15 protein-coding genes are annotated in these 19,763 nt (G+C 45.4%); 11 read left to right on the forward strand and 4 right to left on the reverse strand.

Annotated elements, in window-relative coordinates:
• Window positions 1-266: 266 nt before the first annotated feature.
• Both cmoB and cmoA read right to left on the reverse strand, forming a co-directional pair.
• Window positions 267-1,259 (reverse strand): tRNA 5-methoxyuridine(34)/uridine 5-oxyacetic acid(34) synthase CmoB, encoded by a 993-nt coding sequence (gene cmoB / locus L5M10_RS06685; RefSeq protein ID WP_263161339.1) that lies wholly within the window; start codon window positions 1,257-1,259, stop codon window positions 267-269.
• On the reverse strand, window positions 1,256-1,987 hold the full coding sequence (cmoA, locus tag L5M10_RS06690) for a carboxy-S-adenosyl-L-methionine synthase CmoA (protein WP_263161336.1): 732 nt from the start codon (window positions 1,985-1,987) through the stop codon (window positions 1,256-1,258). Before cmoA ends, cmoB begins: the two co-directional genes overlap by 4 nt.
• A gap of 150 nt (window positions 1,988-2,137) precedes the next feature.
• Here cmoA and L5M10_RS06695 point away from each other — a divergent pair, with 150 nt between their 5' ends.
• From L5M10_RS06695 to L5M10_RS06745, 11 genes are all read left to right on the forward strand, one after another.
• Window positions 2,138-4,948, forward strand: a complete 2,811-nt coding sequence (locus L5M10_RS06695) for a diguanylate cyclase domain-containing protein (protein ID WP_263255062.1) — start codon at window positions 2,138-2,140, stop codon at window positions 4,946-4,948.
• A 184-nt stretch (window positions 4,949-5,132) separates the two neighbouring features.
• The gene (aspS, locus tag L5M10_RS06700) at window positions 5,133-6,911 is read left to right on the forward strand and encodes an aspartate--tRNA ligase (RefSeq protein ID WP_263167326.1); all 1,779 of its coding nucleotides are present in this window, start codon (window positions 5,133-5,135) and stop codon (window positions 6,909-6,911) included.
• Window positions 6,912-7,224: 313 nt separating this feature from the next.
• Entirely contained in the window at window positions 7,225-7,971 is a 747-nt protein-coding gene (locus L5M10_RS06705; RefSeq protein ID WP_263255063.1) for a YebC/PmpR family DNA-binding transcriptional regulator, read from the forward strand.
• 103 nt (window positions 7,972-8,074) lie between these two features.
• Entirely contained in the window at window positions 8,075-8,596 is a 522-nt protein-coding gene (ruvC, locus tag L5M10_RS06710; RefSeq protein WP_006081743.1) for a crossover junction endodeoxyribonuclease RuvC, read from the forward strand.
• Window positions 8,593-9,210 (forward strand): Holliday junction branch migration protein RuvA, encoded by a 618-nt coding sequence (gene ruvA / locus L5M10_RS06715; RefSeq protein WP_263148144.1) that lies wholly within the window; start codon window positions 8,593-8,595, stop codon window positions 9,208-9,210. The genes ruvC and ruvA overlap by 4 nt, the downstream gene beginning before the upstream one ends.
• A gap of 47 nt (window positions 9,211-9,257) precedes the next feature.
• Window positions 9,258-10,262 carry a Holliday junction branch migration DNA helicase RuvB gene (gene ruvB, locus L5M10_RS06720; protein ID WP_028759854.1) on the forward strand — a complete coding sequence of 335 codons (1,005 nt, stop codon included), beginning with the start codon at window positions 9,258-9,260 and terminating at the stop codon, window positions 10,260-10,262.
• Between the two features lie 744 nt (window positions 10,263-11,006).
• On the forward strand, window positions 11,007-13,544 hold the full coding sequence (locus L5M10_RS06725; RefSeq protein WP_173244727.1) for a TonB-dependent receptor plug domain-containing protein: 2,538 nt from the start codon (window positions 11,007-11,009) through the stop codon (window positions 13,542-13,544).
• Window positions 13,545-13,767: 223 nt separating this feature from the next.
• The gene (locus L5M10_RS06730; RefSeq protein ID WP_028759856.1) at window positions 13,768-14,448 is read left to right on the forward strand and encodes a response regulator transcription factor; all 681 of its coding nucleotides are present in this window, start codon (window positions 13,768-13,770) and stop codon (window positions 14,446-14,448) included.
• Between the two features lie 225 nt (window positions 14,449-14,673).
• On the forward strand, window positions 14,674-15,801 hold the full coding sequence (locus tag L5M10_RS06735; RefSeq protein WP_105252564.1) for a M14-type cytosolic carboxypeptidase: 1,128 nt from the start codon (window positions 14,674-14,676) through the stop codon (window positions 15,799-15,801).
• Between the two features lie 12 nt (window positions 15,802-15,813).
• Complete coding sequence (locus L5M10_RS06740; RefSeq protein ID WP_219234123.1) at window positions 15,814-16,131, forward strand: zinc ribbon domain-containing protein; 318 nt, start codon at window positions 15,814-15,816, stop codon at window positions 16,129-16,131.
• Window positions 16,128-16,409 (forward strand): YeaC family protein, encoded by a 282-nt coding sequence (locus L5M10_RS06745; RefSeq protein ID WP_113940384.1) that lies wholly within the window; start codon window positions 16,128-16,130, stop codon window positions 16,407-16,409. The genes L5M10_RS06740 and L5M10_RS06745 overlap by 4 nt, the downstream gene beginning before the upstream one ends.
• Window positions 16,410-16,715: 306 nt before the next feature.
• On the opposite strand, the gene ansA is transcribed toward L5M10_RS06745, so the two are convergent.
• Both ansA and sppA read right to left on the reverse strand, forming a co-directional pair.
• A complete protein-coding gene (gene ansA / locus L5M10_RS06750; protein WP_006086774.1) occupies window positions 16,716-17,729 on the reverse strand; it encodes an asparaginase in 1,014 nt (337 codons plus the stop codon).
• A gap of 137 nt (window positions 17,730-17,866) precedes the next feature.
• On the reverse strand, window positions 17,867-19,714 hold the full coding sequence (gene sppA, locus L5M10_RS06755; protein ID WP_263255064.1) for a signal peptide peptidase SppA: 1,848 nt from the start codon (window positions 19,712-19,714) through the stop codon (window positions 17,867-17,869).
• Window positions 19,715-19,763 lie beyond the last annotated feature (49 nt).

Genomic DNA, 19,763 nt, shown 5'->3' on the forward strand with positions numbered 1-19,763 from the left:
TGAGTTAACTTTGACTTAGTATCCAATTGAGTTAGCTTCAAGTCATTGTTATGCATGAAACCCTGTTCTGTTCTGGATGTCAACGATAAGGGGGGGAGTCGCAAATGTATTGCTATTCAAGGAAGGAGTTACACTAAGCTGCTGAACACTTACATATTCCAGATTAACTAGATGAATGGTGATCTTTCGGCTTTTGATATCAGCCATTACCAACTCAAACCTTGAGGACGCAATGACTGATATTCGCTTACTTCAGACTGAAAAGGTTAGTTTAAATCCTGATTAGGCTGATTTTTCACCGCGATAATCGTGGCGCGTTTGGGCGCAGGATAACCTTCAACCGTTTTGGTGATGTCGTTAGGATCTAGGTATTCAACCAGTGATTCGTTGGGCATCCAGTCGGTACGGCGTTGCTCGGCAAGGGCTGTGACATCGGTATCGACACAACGGATATCAGTGAAATCACACTTTTTTAACCATAGCATGAGCGCGGCAACGGACGGAATGAACCATACATTATTCATTTTGCCATATCTATCTTGAGGCACGAGTACGGCATTTTCGTCGCCATCTATCACCAAGGTTTCTAGCACGAGCTCACCACCGGTGCGCAATTGATCACGCAGCTGTAACAAGTGATCGATAGGCGAACGTCTGTGATACAAAACACCCATGGAGAAAACCGTGTCAAATGCATCGAGCGGTGGCAGCTCTTCAATACCCAATGGTAACAGGTGTACAGGGTGATGTGTGCCCGCTAAACGTTTGACGGCTTCAAACTGACATAAAAACAACGGTGAAGGGTCGATACCGACGACACGTTTGGCACCTGAGCCCAACATGCGCCACATGTGATAACCACTGCCGCAACCGACATCGAGCACAGTGCGGTTTTTCAGCGGCGAAATATGTTGCTTAACGCGGTCCCATTTCCAGTCACTGCGCCATTCGGTATCGATGTGGATGCCATGAATGTGGAAGGGGCCTTTACGCCATGGCATAAACAAACGCAGCAGGTTTTCAAGCTTCTCTTTTTCGCCTGGGCTAAGTTGCTCGCCGCTACCGACGGTCACGCTATCAACAAAATCCACTTGGTCGGGTGCTGGATAGTGCAGCTTGTTGAGCACTTTTTCCCACTTTGGCAGGTTGCCGTGTTTATGATCTCGTTGCCACTTGCCTAAAATGCTCGGCAGGGTTTCGAGCCAGTGCTGTAGATTCGAATCGGCGATTTGTTGGTAAAACGAGCTAAAGCTGATCACTTGATGGCCACCATAGAAGCAAAGTTAAAGCATTGGAACCAGAGACTAAAGTGACTAAAGCCTTGGCTGGTGAGTCGTTGTTGATGCGTGGTTAAGGTGTCGGGCTTCATGACATTTTCCAGCGCACTGCGTTTTTGGCTGATCTCAAGTTCACTGTAACCATTAGCGCGTTTAAAGTCTAAATGTTGCTCTTCCAGTAGGGTTTGGATCGGGGCATCTTCGAAGCGAATTTTTTCTGATAGTACTAACATCCCGCCGGGATTCAGACCTTGATAAATCTTCGCTATCAGGGTTTCTCTGTCTTCTGGCGGTAAAAATTGCAAGGTAAAGTTGAGTACCACCAATGACGCATTTTGAATATCGATATCGCGAATATCACCGCAAACCAGATCGACATCCGTATCGCTGACATAGGCATTCAGGTTCTCTTGGCAGCGTGCGACCATAGATTCACTGTTATCTACAGCAATAATGCGACATTGGCGGCCTTGGATTTGGCGACGAATACTTAAGGTCGCGGCACCGAGTGAGCAACCCAAATCGTAAATTTGAGTATTTGGCATGACGAAACGATCTGCAAAATCGCCTATGGTATTGATAATTTGCGCATATCCAGGCACTGAGCGGCGGATCATGTCACTGAATACGCCTGCTACACGGTTATCAAACTGGAAATCGCTAATATGCTCGCTCGCTTGAGCGTAGATAGTGTCTTGAGAAACGTTCATCTGAGATTTTTCATGGGAATTCAACTGTGCATTTTAACGAATCAGAGCGATTAGCAGCAAGTCTCATGCTAGTAATTTGCGATAAATTTTTGTCTAATACTTAATAGATAACAAAATCGTTACATGTACATCAAGTACTAAGGGCTCAACTTGAAGTTTGTGATCCACTTAATTGTGATCTTGTGCAGCTGTTTTTTGAGTATAACGGGGCAGGCAAGTCCGTTGTCCTCTGAGCCATTAATCATCGTTATGGGTGAGGATAGCTTTCCCTATCAATATGTCGACAACGATGGCGAGCCGACTGGATTACTGGTTGATTTATGGAAAGAGTGGGCTAAACACAGCCATACCCAAGTGGTTTTTGTGGCGCGTCACTGGCACGAGTCCCTTGATCAACTGCGGCAAGGTAAGGCGCAAGTGCATATCGGCATGGGGAAAATCCCAGAGCGAGAGCAAGAATTTGATTTTGCAGTGCCCATTGCGGATGTGGGCACTTTTTTGTATTTGCATAAATCCCTGCAGGGCAAAAAATCCATCAAAGAACTGATCCCCTTTCAAATTGGTGTGGTAGCGGCTTCATCCCATGAAGCGGAATTACACCGTATCGAACCGCAGCTTGTGTTTAAACGCTACGAAAGTCGTGAGAAATTATTGGCAGGGGTCGCCGCGGGCGAGATCGTAGTCTTTGCGGGGTTAGAAGGCTATTTGAAAGATCCCGACTCATCCCAAGAGATTGCCGCAAACTTTCCCAATACTGCCCGCCTTCAAATTAAGGCGATGCAGTTTGTACCCGCAGTTCAAAAGGGCAATCTTGCATTAGTCGATAAGATCAATAAAGGTTTCACTGCGCTCGATGTGCACTTTATTCAGCAAACGGAGCGACGTTGGCTTGGCTATCAACGTCAACAAGCTGGGATTGTTATTTCGATGCAACTGGGCGCCGAGCCTTTTGTGGACTTAGGGGTCGATGGTTTACCCCATGGTTTGTATGTGGACATGTGGCAACTGTGGTCTGAGAAAACGGGTATTGCCGTTGATTTTATTTCTGGTGATATGAACTCCAGCGTGGACGATGTTCGTCGTGGTCTCGCCGATGCCCATATAGGTTATCCTGAAAGTGATGATGTTAAAACGGGCCTTACTCAGGCTTGGCATTTATATACAGTGAAGAGTCGACTCTTTCTCTATCAGCAACAGTTAACCGATTTAGACTGCTTAAAAGGTAAGCGTATTGGTGTGGTGCCGACAGCGCCTTATTTGGTGGATTTGCGTAAAGCATTACCCCAAGTGTCACTGCGTTATTACGACAGTATGGATGCCATGGTGGCGGGGGCGAGGTCTGGAGAAGTTGTCGGTTTTATCGCCGCGGGTGCATGGACATCCCATTATTTATTGCTCAATAAAGGCTGGTCTGACTTTAGCCAGTATCCTGATCTCGAATTTAGCACCAACATTTATGTGCTGACCCGTAGCGATGATGCTGGCCTTACACAGAGGATAGCCAATGGGTTTAACAGTATTAGCAATCAAGAATTTGCCGAGATTGAACATAAATGGATGCTCAATCCTAAAGATCATGTTTTTACCCAAGCTGAGCGTCATGTCAGCTTAAGCCCCGCTGAGCAGGCCTATGTGGAAAGCGTAGGCGAGCTCAAAGTCGGTTATCTAAAACAATGGCCACCGATGGAGTTTATGGATGAACAGGGTGAGTTTGCGGGGATCAATAGCGATATCGTCAAATTGCTCAAGGAACAACTCAAACTTAAGCTCACGCCCGTTGCCTTTGATGATTGGCATTCGTTAATCGAGGCGTTGCAAAAGGGCGAGGTGAGTTTAGCCGGCAGTGTCGCGCAAACGGCGGAGCGCCAGCAGCGTTTAGCGTTTAGTGAAGCCTATTGGCCATCGCCGTGGGCCTTAGTGTCGCAACTGGAACAAGTCTCGGTTTTTAATATTGCTCAGCTCGCAGGTCAAAGGGTGGCTGTGGTTGAGGGATATCATTTGGTGGCGCAATTGATGAGTCTGGAGCCTTCGCTCAAGTTAGTCATGGTGCCAAATACGCAGGCCGGATTAGCGGCCGTGACGAATGGCAATGCGGATGTGTTTATCGATAAAGTGGTGACTTTAGCTTCTGAGCTTAAAACCAGCCACTATCCGACACTGAAAATGTCGCTGCTCAGTGATCTCGCCGATCAACACAGTCATATTGGTGTTTATCCTCAATTTGCGCCGCTGGTGCCGTTGATTAACAAAGCTTTGGCTTTGGTTGATGCTCAACATCAGCAAAAAATATATACGCGCTGGGTGTCATTTTCTGTGGCGACAGAGAGTGCTAAATATCTGCAATGGCTGCGTTATATCGTGTTTGGCGTGATAATCTTGTGTTTAGTGATGGTGGCTGTGCTGTTAGTGAATCGTCGTTTAAATCGTGAGATCACCCAGCGATTGGTGGCTGAAAAACGTTTGCTGCATGTGGCTAATCATGATGCTTTAACTCAGTTGCCCAATCGTGCCTTACTTGATGACAGACTAACCCAAGCTTTGCTATCTCATCGCAGAGAACAGGCACATTTCGCTTTGTTATTCATCGATCTCGATGGGTTTAAACAAATCAATGACCAACACGGTCATCCCATTGGCGATGAATTACTGGTACTGGTCGCCCAAAAGTTAACCAAGGTTATCCGTGGATCAGATACCGTTGCGCGATTTGGCGGCGATGAGTTTGTTATCCTGCTAAATCGTGTGCAAGATCTCGATGCCGTTACCCAAGTTGCTGATAATATTCTACAGGCACTGTCGAGCCCTTTGCTTATTCAAGGCGTCAGTGTCAGCATAGCCGTTAGTATCGGCGTGGTGATTTACCCCCGCGATGGTGACACAGCGATAGGTTTGTTGAAAAAAGCCGATCAGCTGATGTACCAAGCAAAAAGTAGCGGCGGGCGTTGTTATCGCTCAGCTTGATGTTTTTTTGAACGCTCATGCTCAGATAGTGCGTTCGCCTCTAGTCAAGGGCGTAAAACTGTTTGATACTTCACCGCCTAAGTGTGAAGTACTTTGGTAATCGGCATTATTTTACTATAATGCCGCTTTTATCTCGTTTTGATTATTTCCAAAGCACCGGTTTCCGGATAAAGGATAGAGTTAGATGCGCAGTCATTATTGTGGAGACGTCAATAAGTCTCACGTTGGACAAGAAGTTACCTTGGTAGGTTGGGTTAATCGTAGCCGTGATTTGGGTGGCGTTGTCTTTTTAGATTTAAGAGACAGAGAAGGTCTCATCCAAGTGGTCTATGATCCAGACTTACCTGAGGTGTTCAATGTCGCCAGCACGCTGCGCGCCGAATTTTGCGTTCAGGTCAAAGGCTTAGTTCGTGCCCGTCCTGATAGCCAAGTCAATGGTCAAATGAAGACGGGTGAGATTGAAGTCTTAGGTCAAGCCTTGACGATTATCAACGCTGCCGATCCACTGCCATTGAGCATGGATAACTACCAGAACAACAGCGAAGAGCAACGTCTTAAGTATCGTTACTTAGATTTACGTCGTCCAGAAATGGCGCAGCGATTAATTTTCCGCGCTAAAGTGACCAGTTCTGTGCGTCGTTTCCTCGACTCAAACGGTTTCTTAGACATAGAAACACCGATCCTGACCAAGGCAACCCCAGAAGGTGCCCGCGATTATTTAGTACCAAGCCGTACTTATAAAGGTCAGTTCTTTGCCTTGCCACAATCACCACAGTTGTTTAAACAGTTGCTGATGATGTCAGGCTTTGATCGTTACTATCAAATCGTAAAATGCTTCCGTGATGAAGACTTACGTGCCGACCGTCAGCCAGAATTCACCCAAATCGATATCGAAACGTCTTTCATGAGCTCTGAGCAAGTGATGGCGAAAACCGAAGAGATGATGCGTGGTCTGTTCCTTGAAATGCTGAACGTCGATCTCGGCGAGTTCCCGCGCATGACCTACAACGAAGCGATGCGTCGTTTCGGTTCAGATAAGCCAGATTTACGTAACCCATTAGAGCTGGTGGACATTGCCGATTTACTCAAAGAAGTCGAATTTGCGGTATTCTCTGGTCCTGCGAACGATGAAGAAGGCCGTGTTGCTGCACTGCGTATTCCGGGTGGCGCTGCGCTGTCTCGTAAGCAAATCGATGATTACACTAAATTTGTTGGCATCTATGGTGCTAAAGGCTTAGCGTGGATGAAGATTAATGACCTAAGCCTTGGCTTAGAAGGCATTCAATCACCTGTGCTAAAATTCTTAAACGAAAGCATAGTCAATGAAATCGTGAGCCGCACTGGCGCGCAAACTGGTGACATTATCCTGTTTGGTGCTGACCAAGCGACAGTGGTTGCCGAATCTATGGGCGCACTGCGTCTTAAAGCGGGCGAAGATTTCAGCTTATTGCAAGGTGAATGGCGTCCACTTTGGGTAGTTGACTTCCCAATGTTTGAGAAAATCAACGGCAACTTCCACGCGGTTCACCATCCGTTCACCGCACCGCGCGGCGTAACGGCAGCTGAACTTGAAGCTAACCCAGCAAATCGCGTTTCTGATGCTTACGATATGGTATTAAACGGCTGCGAATTAGGCGGTGGTTCAGTGCGTATCCACAACCAAGAAATGCAGTCTGCGGTATTCCGTATTCTGGGTATTACTGACGATGAAGCTAAAGAGAAATTCGGCTTCCTGTTAGAAGCGCTGCGTTACGGCACACCGCCACATGCAGGTTTAGCGTTTGGTTTAGACCGCATCATCATGCTGATGACGGGCGCTAGCTCAATCCGCGATGTGATGGCGTTCCCGAAAACCACCACTGCAGCTTGTCCGTTAACTAACGCGCCTGGTTTTGCCAATCCGCAGCAGTTAGCTGAACTGGGTATTGCCGTGGTTGAGAAAGCCGTTAAAACGGAAGACTGATCTTTTGTAAGAGGGCTTTGTAAGGCGACTTTTGTAAATCGACCTTATTCAAATCGACATTATGTAAATCGTTTTAGTGTAACTCGTTTTTGTGTAAGTCGATTTGGGTGAACCCTTGTCAGTTATTTTTAGTCGTACCGAAAACCGAGGCATGAGCCTCGGTTTGTTTTAGTGAACCGTCATTCCACCGCTTATCAATATCTGTTAGTTCAATCCTTTAAGTAAATAGCCGTTATTTAGTCTCATTCCACCTTCGGCTCTTGATAAGCTTTGCGATGGCACCTAGATGATACCTAAGTAGAGGAGACTTCCCATGGCAGGTCACAGTAAATGGGCCAACATTAAGCACCGTAAAGCGGCCCAAGATGCTAAACGCGGTAAACTCTTTACTAAATTCATTCGCGAGTTAACCGTTGCAGCTCGTGAAGGTGGCTCAGATCCCGACTCTAATCCACGATTACGTGTCGCCATCGATAAAGCTCTCGGTGGTAATATGACCCGAGACACGGTTGAGCGTGCGATTAAACGCGGCGCCGGTGAATTAGAAGGCCAGCAACTCGAAACCATTCTCTATGAAGGTTATGGCCCAGGCGGCACCGCTGTGATGGTTGAAACCATGACGGACAATCGTAATCGTACTGTGAGTGGTGTACGTAATGCGTTTAGTAAATCGGGCGGTAACTTAGGCACGGATGGTTCGGTTTCTTACCTGTTCACTAAGCGTGGAGTGTTATCCTATGCGCCGGGAACCGATGAAGATGCATTGATGGAAGCGGCGCTTGAAGCGGGCGCGGAAGATATTGTCAGCTATGATGATGGCGCGGTGGATGTGTTTACCGATCCTGTTGATTTCTATACGGTGAAAGAGCAGCTCGATAAAGCCCATTTTGTGGCGGATAATGCCGAAATCGCGATGGTAGCCTCGACGAAAGCTGAGCTTGATCTAGAAACCGCCGAAAAATTTATGCGCCTTATCGATACCCTTGAAGATCACGATGATGTGCAAGAGGTGTATCATAATGCGGAAATCTCCGATGATGTGATGGCAAGCCTAGGCTAGATTGACTGTGAGCTGAATTGGGGCGTCAATTGATGCCCATTTCAGCTCGCAAACGCTAACGTAGGAACAGGGACGCAAATGTAGATCCCAAATAAGGTATTGAATGGCAATTATTTTAGGTGTTGACCCAGGTTCACGGATCACAGGCTACGGCGTGATCCAATGTCAGGGACGGCATCAGATTTACCTCGGCAGTGGTTGTATTCGCACTTCGTCTGAAGAGCTTCCTGGTAGGCTAAAGCAAATTTTTGATGGGATCACTGAGATTATTCGTCAGTATCAACCGGACGAATTTGCGATTGAGCGCGTATTTATGGCAAAAAATGCCGATTCTGCGCTCAAGTTAGGCCAAGCACGCGGCGCGGCCATTGTTGCTGCCACAGTCGCCAATTTACCTGTGGCCGAATACAGTGCGACTCAAATTAAGAGCGCAGTCGTGGGTACGGGGCGAGCACAGAAAGCCCAAGTACAACACATGATCCAACAACTACTTAAATTACCCGCAGCCCCACAAGCTGACGCCGCAGATGCACTCGGAGTTGCTGTGTGTCATTATCACACCAGCCAGAGTTTAATTGCATTGAGTGGCCGGGCAACGGCAAGAACATACGGACGGTACAGATGATAGGTCGTTTACGGGGCGTGCTCGTTGAGAAACAAGCACCAGAAATTTTGATCGATGTTAACGGTGTTGGTTACGAGTTGCAGATGCCGCTTACTAGCTTTTATGAGCTGCCTGAAGTTAATCATGAAACTATGGTCTACACCCACTTTGTGGTGCGTGAAGATGCACAGCTTCTCTATGGTTTTATCACTAAGCAGGAAAGGGCGTTATTTCGCTTACTGATCAAGACCAATGGTGTCGGTCCCAAGCTTGCTTTGACCATTTTATCAGGCATGACAGCCGCAGAATTTGTGGGTTGCGTTGAGCGCGATGATATAGTGACCTTAGTGAAATTACCCGGTGTTGGCAAGAAGACCGCCGAGCGGTTACTGGTAGAAATGCGCGATAAGCTCAAGAGCTTGATGGAAGCCTCAGCAGGCTCAGAGCGTGAGTTCGTGCTGCAATCCAATTACTCACCCACACCGACAGTCAATAGCGCCGAAGAAGATGCTATTTCAGCTTTAATTTCGCTGGGTTATAAACCACCGCAGGCGAGCAAATCGGTTTCTGCAGCCTACAAAGAGGGCATGGATTCAGAAACCCTGATCAAAGCCGCCCTTAAATCGATGCTTTAATTGAACAATGATGATAATTAAGATGAAAGCTGCGATAAGGAATAATAATGATTGAGGCAGACAGACTCATCCAGCCGCAGATCCAAGCTCAAGATGAATCCATCGATAGGGCGATGCGCCCTAAAATGCTCGATGAATACACGGGTCAAGATGACACTCGGGCACAGCTTAAGGTGTTTATTCAAGCGGCAAAGAATCGTAATGAAGCCTTAGATCATATGTTGATTTACGGTCCGCCGGGATTGGGTAAAACCACCTTAGCCATGATTGTGGCGAACGAGATGGGGGTGAACATTAAATCCACCTCCGGTCCTGTGCTGGAAAAAGCGGGCGATCTCGCCGCGCTTTTGACCAATCTCGAATCCGGTGATGTGTTATTCATCGATGAAATCCACCGATTAAGCCCAGTGGTAGAAGAGATTTTGTATCCGGCGATGGAAGATTATCAGCTGGATATCATGATAGGTGAAGGGCCGGCAGCACGTTCTATCAAGCTTGATTTACCGCCGTTCACTCTAGTGGGGGCGACAACACGGGCAGGGGCTTTGACTTCACCACTTCGGGCGCGTTTTGGGATCCCGCTACGGCTTGAATTCTATAATATCAAAGATTTAAGCACCATAGTCACGCGTTCGGCGCAGGTGATGGAACTGGATATTGATGCTGAAGGTGCATTTGAAATCGCACGCCGTTCACGTGGTACACCGCGGATAGCTAACCGACTGCTTCGCCGCGTGCGGGATTACGCGCAGGTGAAGCATGATGGCGCTGTCACTAAGTTTGTTGCCGATCATGCACTAGACTTGCTGGATGTCGATAATGAAGGTTTCGATTACATGGACCGCAAGTTACTACTCGCCATTATCGATAAGTTTATGGGTGGCCCAGTTGGACTCGATAACTTAGCAGCAGCCATAGGCGAAGAACGCGAAACTATTGAAGATGTGCTAGAGCCCTTTTTGATCCAGCAAGGCTTTATCCAACGCACGCCCCGCGGCCGTATTGCAACCGCACGGGCATATCAACATTTTGAGTTGATCAAACCCGAGTAATCATCATTTTGATGATACAGACTCTAAGAGGCGACCTAAGTGGTCGCTTTTTTTATGGAGAAAATTTGCCCTTGAATGTGGTCGTATGAGGTGTAAGCCATTTATTTAAGAATAAGAAATAGGGGGGGGGGAGAGGGATTGGAAGCTAATACTTATATTCAAAATTAATAAGCAAGATCAGTAACAAATAGTCATTTCAAAGGCGTGCAGAATCATTTGTACCTTAATTGTTAAACCATAATTTTAGGTGTTGTTAAAATGCATAATTAGCACAATTGATACATAGTGTATCTCTGTTTTAATGCAATTTATCTATGTTTATCGGTATTTTAGCGCTTTAGCTATCGGTGGATATTGCTAGATATGCAGATTTAACAATAGTTAATCAATACGATGTTCTTTTAGGTTGCTTTGGTAAATACCTAAAAGTGTGATCTTGGTCACATTTTTCAATTTGCGGAATGTTGCATTTATGTTTCTTATTAACAGTCTTAAAGTCTGCTTAATATCAGACAGTTGGTGATTAACTCTGAATTGGTGTGATTTATAAGGGTATTGAAAAATAATGGCCAAATTAATTAACTAGATAAATCAAAATAATTAACAATATGTTTTTATTGGTTAAAATTTTGAGCATTGACGGAGTTAAAGTGAATCCTCAGTATCAGGTGCAACACTAGTACAGCAATAGCTGTACAAGCTGTAAGCATAAAAATAATAGTAAGATCTAGGGAGCATTCATACATGATCAAAAGAACTAAAGTAGCGTCAGCTATTAACTTAGCTATCGTTGCATCTATCACTACTGGTGCATTTGTTACGTCAAGCGCATTTGCTGCTGAAGAAAAAGCAAAAGTTGAACGTATTGAAGTGACAGGTTCACGCATTCAACGCCAAGATATGGAAACAGCATCTCCTGTGACCGTTATTGATGCTGCTGCGATTAAAGCGGAAGGTTTTACTTCTGTTGACCAAATGCTGCAAGTACAGACTTCGATGGCGGGTGCGGCAATTGGTTCAACAACAAACAACGGTGCTGACGGTGTTGCACAAGTTGATTTACGTGGCATGGGTTCACAACGTACGCTTGTGTTATTAAACGGTCGCCGCATGGTGAACTCAGGTTCAGGCGCTGATAGTGCAGTGGATCTGAACTCGATTCCAGTCGCTATGATTGCGCGTGTTGAAATTCTTAAAGACGGCGCTTCAGCTGTTTACGGTTCTGATGCGATTGCTGGTGTAGTGAATATTATCACTAAGAAAGACTTTGAAGGTTTCCAGCTCGATTTTAACGGTAGTGGCACTGACAAGGGTGACGGTAAAAATGGCGACGTAAGTGCACTATACGGTTTCAATACCGATGGTGGTAATTACACCTTTGGTGCTGCTTTTTCTGACCGTCGTGGCGTGATCCAAGGTGACCGTGATTGGACTGAACCTGGTGCAAGTTCATTTATCCCTGAAGGTACTTTAGGCGGCAAGATTAAAGATGCCAATGGCAACTGGGTAGACCGTTCATACGGTTATGATTTTACCCAAGATAGTTACTATCAAACACCAAGTGAACGTCGTAGTTTATTTGCTAACATGACTCAAGAGTTAGGTAATGATGTTGTGTTAACTGCAGATGCTATTTATACCAACCGTCGTTCTAACCAGCAAATGGCTGCTCAACCCGCTGATCTTATGCTAAATGTTTGTGGCGCGGCGGGCGTTCCAGCCGGAGCTCCATGTGTAACGCTTGATAGCGGCATGATCGCAGCAGGTATTAAAGCCGATGATAAGGGTTTAGTTAACTATCGTCGCCGGACTAACGATGTAGGTCCTCGTATTTATACTCAGGATACTGATACTTGGCGTTTATCAGGTGGTTTAGCGGGCACCTTAGATGTTCATACTGGTATGAACTGGGATGTAACCTACACCTATGGTAAAAACCAAGCTAAAACTGCAGTAGATAATTCTATCAATGCATCAGATATGCTTGATTCGATCTATGCAAATCCTAATGCATGGTTTAGTGGCACCCCATTAACACAGCAAATGATTAACGAAATCGGTTATTCAGAGCAAGCAAATGGTGGTAATGAGCAACAAACACTTTCTGCTGGTTTAAATGGCGAATTGTTTGATTTAAAAGCAGGTGCCGTTGGCTTTGCGATTGGTGCGGAATATCGTCGTGAAAGTGGTTTTTATAATCCTGATCCTGTAGTTGTTGCTGGTGAAAGTACTGCAGCTCAACAAGACCCGACTGATGGTAACTATAACGTTATTTCTATTTTCCAAGAAGTAAGTGTGCCTTTCACTGAGAAATTAACGGGTGAATTTGCGCTACGTTTAGATGATTACTCTACTTTTGGTAAAGCAACGACTTGGAAGATTGGCTTAACTTATGCCGCAACGGATGAGTTAATGGTTCGTGGTGTAGCGGCTACTGGTTTCCGTGCTCCAAGTGTTGCTGAATTGTATGGTGGTAACTCAGGTTCTTTTGATTATTTAGATGATCCATGGGGCAATGCTCAAGATCCACAAATTTTAGTAAATCGCACATCAGATCCAGATTTAAAGCCTGAAGAATCAGAGTCTTATACGGCTGGTTTAGTGTATTCGCCAAGCTATCTTGATGGTATGTCTGTGACTTTGGATTACTGGAGTTTCAAAGTTGATAACGCGATTGCGCGTATGGACACTCAAGCAGGTCTAGATGCATGTCATAGATTCCAAGTAGATGGCGATGCAACAGGTGCAGCATCTTGTGAAATTTTCAATATCGGCGCTAATGGCGATTTAGATAATTTAACGAATGCTTTAACTAACGTGGGTACACAAGACACGAGTGGTGTAGATTTCAACTTAGCCTACAGCTTTGAGCTTATTGGTTTAGATTGGAAACTAAACAATGACACAACTTACTTAGTTAACTTCGAGCAGGATGGTGAAAGCTATACTGGTACTATTGATGGTAACTTTGGTGCTTATGCTCGAGTTCGTAACAACTTTAGCTTGTCAGCAGGTCAAGATGATTGGAGTGTTATGTACTTCAATCGTTATATCGGCGGAATGACAGATCTAGCTCAAGGTACTGATGTAGACTCAATTTTGTACCATAACATTTCTGGTACTTATCATATTAATGATATGACGACTGTCAGTTTAGGCGTTAAGAATTTCACTGATGAAAAACCAGTTACTGTTTCTAACGGTAGCGATGGTGGTACAGTTCCACAAGTATATGACACAGTCGGCCGCGTGATTTACGGTGGTGTAACTGTTAAATTCTAAGCTAAGTTCAGACTCTTAGTTTCTAAAAAGCGCCTTAGGGCGCTTTTTTATTGGGAGTTTACGAGATGAATTTAGAGTCGCTAATCATCCGTTGATTGGTTGTTAATATCGTATTTTGTTCACAGTTTTCAACATCACACTTCTTAACTAATGTAATAGCGCTAGAGTCGTCCCGATTCGCATGGTAATATAAATGATATAGATTCTCGTTTGGGCTTTAAGGATGAGTAAAATACTCTTGGTCGATGATGATCCATTGTTTAGCGTTTGGTTAGCTGATGCCCTATGTACGCAAGGGCATGAGGTTAAGTGTGCGGTTAATGGCATCGAGGGTCTGGCATGCATTGAAAGTTTTGCTCCAGACATCATAGTGCTTGATTTAGTGATGCCACAGATGAATGGATTTGAGTTGCTAAAAGCGCGTGAATGTTCAACGCCGGTACTGATGATCTCAGCACGTGATAATGAAGATGATCGCATCACTGGTTATGAATTGGGAGCAGATGATTTTCTGAGTAAGCCGTTTAGCATAAAAGAGATTTTTGTCCGCTTACGAGCTTTAGAGCGGCGTCTCTGTGCCGGTCACTCTCACTCGCCGCAAATGGCGACTGTGGCGGCTAAAGTGATTAACTTCGATGAAATGAGTTATAGGATCACTATTGGCACCCGCTATGTCGATTTGACCCAAACCGAGTTTAAATTATTTAAATATCTTTTTGAAAGAAAAGGCCAAGTCATCACTAAGCAAGAGTTGCAGCGCTCAGTGCTACAGAAAGATTTGGGCCGATTTGACCGTAATCTGGACATGCACATTAGTAACACTCGCCGTAAGCTAGCCAATATCAGCTTGCCGCGTAATTTGATAAATACAGTACGAGGCCAAGGTTATAGTTTTATGGTCTAATATCTTCATGAATTTATAGCGAAAGGCTCATTTCTTGTGGATTTTAGGCGTGTTAACTGGTTAATTAAAGGTCGATTGCAAGTGTCTTGACTGAATTTAATGGCTTTCGTTTTCCCCTTGGGATGTTTTGGTTTATTCTATCGGCCATATAATAAAATGTGCCGTGTGATATCTATCGCACGCCATTAAATTGCCCTTAGTTTTAACAACCTATTAGGAATCATTATGCGGATCAGTGCCAACTTTGATGGCGGAAATATCCAAGTCGTCAATCTTGATAATAAAGACGATATTCAACTTGCTATCCGCCCTGATGCGGGTGGTGAGTTTTATCAATGGTTCAATTTTCGATTTGAAGGTGAAGTGGGTAACCATTACACCTTGAATATTATCAATGCGGGAACCGCTTCTTATACCAAGGGATGGGAAGATTATCAGGCGGTGGCCAGTTATGATCGCCAGCATTGGTTCCGTATTCCGACTCAATATCAAGACGGTAAACTGAGCATTAGCATAGAGTTAGATTGCGATGCCATTCAAATCGCTTACTTTGCACCCTACAGCTATGAGCGTCATTTAGATTTACTCAGCGGCGCCCAGTTACACCCAGATGTCAATTTAGAGCATTTAGGTCTGACCTTAGATGGCCGCGATATTACTCTGATGAAAGTAGGGAATGGCGATCCTTCTAAACGCAATATTTGGATCACCGCCAGACAACATCCGGGTGAAACGATGGCTGAATGGTTAGTTGAAGGTCTAGTGAATCGTTTACTCGATAATGACTGTCCCACGGCAAAAGCACTGCTTGATAAGGCCAATTTTTATATAGTGCCCAACATGAATCCCGATGGCAGTGTCAGAGGTCATCTGCGCACTAACGCGATTGGGATTAATCTAAACCGCGAGTGGCAAACACCGAGTTTAGAAAAAAGCCCTGAGGTATATCACGTCGTCAACAAGATGCAGCAAACGGGTGTTGACCTGTTTTATGATGTGCATGGTGATGAAGGCTTACCTTATGTGTTTCTAGCGGGTTGTGAAGGCGTCCCCGCTTACAATGATAAACTGGCGCAGCTGCAAGCGGACTTTAGTCAAGCATTGACCTTAGCCAGTGCCGATTTTCAAACTCAGTATGGGTATGATAAAGATGAGCCCGGCCAAGCGAATTTGACCGTAGCGTCTAATTGGGTTGCCCAGACCTTCAAGTGTTTATCAAATACCCTTGAGATGCCATTTAAAGACAATAACAATCTGGCCGATCCTTTTGTGGGTTGGTCACCAGAACGCAGTATTTATTTAGGTGAAGCATCGCTGATTGCCATGCTCGCCGTTGTTGATAAGTTACGTTAGGGCGAGGCTGATATGGCATTAATTGAATGTCCGGTGTGTCGTAAACGTATGTCGAGCAAAGCGCCTTCATGCCCCCATTGCCAAGCAAAAACCGATGGCGACAATGAGTCCTTATCGCGCATTAGCCATATTCAAAAGTCCAGCAGCTTAATGAATCAGAGTTTCGTTGCTATGACCTTGTTCATTGCTGGTGTGGTGATTTGGTTTTGGGGTGGGGAACCCGCTGAAGGTATGCGTGCGAATATCGCCGGAATATGCTTTGTGTTTGGTTTTGTAGGTTATCTCGTAACACGAGTCAGAATCGTGTTACATAAGCGGAAAAGTGTATGACGGATATCAATCAAGTGATCGACCAAATGCCCGTTGAAGTCTATGAAAGGCTTCGCAGTGCTGCAGAGCTGGGTAAGTGGGAGGATGGTACTGTGTTGAGTGAGACTCAGCGTGAATCGACTCTGCAGGTGGTGATGTTGTATCAAGCACGTAAGCTTGAGCAAACAGAGCATTTCACTATTGCATCTGACGGTAAAATTAATGAGCTGTCTAAGGCCGAGCTGAAAAAGCAATTCCGTGGTGAGCCAATTGCCGGCTTTAAAGCGCAGGATTTATAATTTCTGACTGGCCGCACTGATTGGCATGTAAGGGGTGTTTTATTATAGGTATTAGGCGTAAGTCTGAGGTTGGCAAGGGGATTGGCATTTTATCTTTTGTTAGTGATATCAAGGCTAATATTGATTTGATATCAAATAACTTAGATGCAAATCTTGGTCCGCAAAAGTCTTAAAATAAACACTCATTTAGTGCTGTTAAGTCTGAACTGAAATCTAGTCTGAGTTTAAATCAAAAAAGCCCATCAAATATGGGCTTTTTTTGTTGCTAGCGTTTGAGGGCAACAAACAGATTAAAAGACACTATCTTTAATCTATGCTCAGTTCACCGACTAGATTTTGTAACATGGCCGCTTTTATCTCAGCTGGTTGCAAATTTTTAGATAGCAAATAATGCAGTTTTGCTAAGGCTGCTTCTATAGTCATATCGGCGCCACTGATCACGCCTGCTTTGGCTAATGCATTGCCTGTGGCGTAGCCGCCCATATTCACCTTACCTTGGAAACATTGGGTTAGATTCACCAGCACTATGCCACGTTCATCTGCTTGCCTTAAGGTTTTGAGTAAGGCGGCATCCTGCGGCGCGTTACCCACACCAAATGTCAGTAGTATGAGGGCTTTAACTGGCTGCTGCAGAATGTTCTCAAAAATCTGTGTTGAGATCCCTGGATACAAGGTCACCACACCCACAGGCTGCGGACTGATATGCGCCACTTCCAATGGGGTATCGTTGGCGACGGTGATCTTGCCTGCGCGCAGATTGATTTTGATCCCAGCCTCAAGCAGTAGCGGGAAGTTGGGTGAGGCGAAAGCATCGAAGCCGTCGGCGTGGGCCTTAGTCGAGCGATTACCTCTAAAGAGTTTGTTATTGAAGAATAAACACACTTCAGCGACTGGATAATTCGCCGCAATATAGAGTGAGTTCAATAAATTAGTTTGGCCGTCTGAGCGCAACTGTGCGAGGGGAATTTGCGAGCCCGTCACTATCACAGGTTTTGATAAGCCTTGCAGCATAAACGACAGTGCCGAAGCCGTGTACGCCATGGTATCTGTGCCGTGAAGGATCACAAAGCCATCGTACTTATCGTAATTAGCTTGTATATCGTCGGCGATCATCTGCCAATCGGTTGGTGCCATATTGGAAGAGTCGATAAGCGGGCAGTATTCGTGGATGACGAATGTCGGCATTTCTTCATGGTAAAACTCAGGCATAGATTGCACGCACTGAGTCAGGAATCCCGCGACGGGAACAAAGCCGTTATCGGTCTTTTGCATACCGATGGTGCCACCAGTATAGGCAACATAAATGGAGCGTTTAGTCATTCTTGTCGTTTTCTTAGCTTCAAGTGGCCGAATTATACGATTTTACTGACATAAACCCAATAAAAAAGCCCGGAGATCCGGGCTTTGTCTTTGTCATCATCTTGAAGTTGCGAGCTGCAACCTAGACGCTGGCAGATTTAGTTCATCATATTGCAAGTATCACAGTAGATGTAGACGTTATTTGGATCATCGAAAGAGGTGAGTGTTTTCAAACTGCTAGTCCACTGTTGTAGCATTTGTTCTAACATCGATGACTGACTTAGTGAGGCGGGCAGGTAGCTCGATACTGAGGCAAACATCTGCTGCATGAATTTTTGTTCGGGTGTCAGCTCTTGTTCGATGACGCGGGTATCAAATAGCGTCATATCCGCGAGTTTAGCGGCTTTAGCTATGGCTTCATCTACATCACCCAGTTCATCGACTAAGCCAAGCTCAAGAGCCTTTTTACCGCTCCACACACGGCCTTGAGCAATCTTATCGACTTGTTCTATGGTCATGTTGCGTTCTTTGGCGACCAGGGAGATAAAGTCCGAATAGCCGCGTTCAATATGACGTTGGATAATCGCTTCAATCTGGGGGGAAAGTGTGCGGGTAACAGATAATCCTGCCCATTCTGAGGTCGATACGCCATCGGTATGCACGCCTATACTGGCCAATGAATCTTCAAAGGTAGTGATCATACCAAAGATCCCAATCGAACCCGTGAGTGTTGTTGGCGTTGCGAAGATATAGTCGGCACTGGCTGAAATCCAGTAACCACCGGATGCGGCTAAACTGCCCATACTCACAACCACGGGTTTACCCGCTGCTTTAAGTGCCAGTAGTTCTTGACGAATTTGCTCAGAGGCAAAGGCGCTACCGCCAGGGCTATCAACGCGTAATACTAAGGCTTTAATGTGTTTATCAAAACGTGCCTTACGTAGCAGCTCGGCGGTGCTTTCACCGCCAATTTGGCCCGCAGGTTGAGTGCCGTTCAAAATTGTGCCACTTGCCACAATAATACCAACACTGTCTTGCTCTACAAAGCTGGGTAATGGCGTCACTAAGGTTAAGTAATCATAAAAACTGACTTGTTTGAAACTGTCACCACTGCTGGCTTTTCCTACGGTTTCTAGCATGGTTTTACGAAAATCTTCTGTGGTCGCTAGGTTATCAACCCATTTCATGTTGATTGCCATTGTGGCTGAATCGCCATTGGCTTTATCAAGCTCTGCCAAATAAGTGGTTGCGTCGGGCACCAGAGAATTCGGTTCGATATTGCGATTGCCTGCAACCGTTTGTGTGTAGCTTTGCCATACATCGGCTAACAGTGCACTACTGGCTTCCCGCGCAGCATCTGACATATTGTCACGTATGTAGGGTTCAACCGCAGATTTAAAGGTCCCCACGCGGAAAATATGCGCTTTGACTTTGAGTTTTTCTAAGGCCGATTTGAAATATTGGTTGTACATACTCAGGCCATCAAGCGAGACACCGCCTTGGGGATTGAGGTAAATGGTGTCGGCAAAACTGGCGAGGAAATATTGATTTTGCTCGTAGTAGTTGCCGATGGCGATGACTTTTTTACCGCTCTCTTTAAAGCGATTGAGTGCATTGCCGATAGATTGTAGTTTGCTGATCCCAGCACGTTTAAGATCGACCAGATCGAGCACTAGTACGCTAATACGTTGATCTTGTGCTGCATTGTCAATGACATAAAGCACATCGGCGAGTAGGATTTCACCATCGGCGTTGGCATTTTGGCCTTGTTTGAATGCGGCTTCTAAGGGATCGACTTGTTGTTTCTGATCGACAATAGAGCCGGCTAAATTAAGCACCAGTGCCGAATTATCTTCAACTTGGATATCTTCGCTACTGCCAATGGAGATAATGATCGCGGCTAAGAGTCCAAAAAAGATTAGATTGAGGATGAGTTTACGCGTCCCGTTCAGGGTGTGCCAAATAAACAAACATATTCTCTTGAAAAACGATGGGTTAGCGGACATCTGCCACTCCTTTATAAGTCCAATCTGCCAATGCTAACTGAAAATGGCG

The sequence above is a fragment of the Shewanella sp. SM32 genome, assembly GCF_025654235.1.
Lineage (GTDB): Bacteria > Pseudomonadota > Gammaproteobacteria > Enterobacterales > Shewanellaceae > Shewanella > Shewanella oncorhynchi.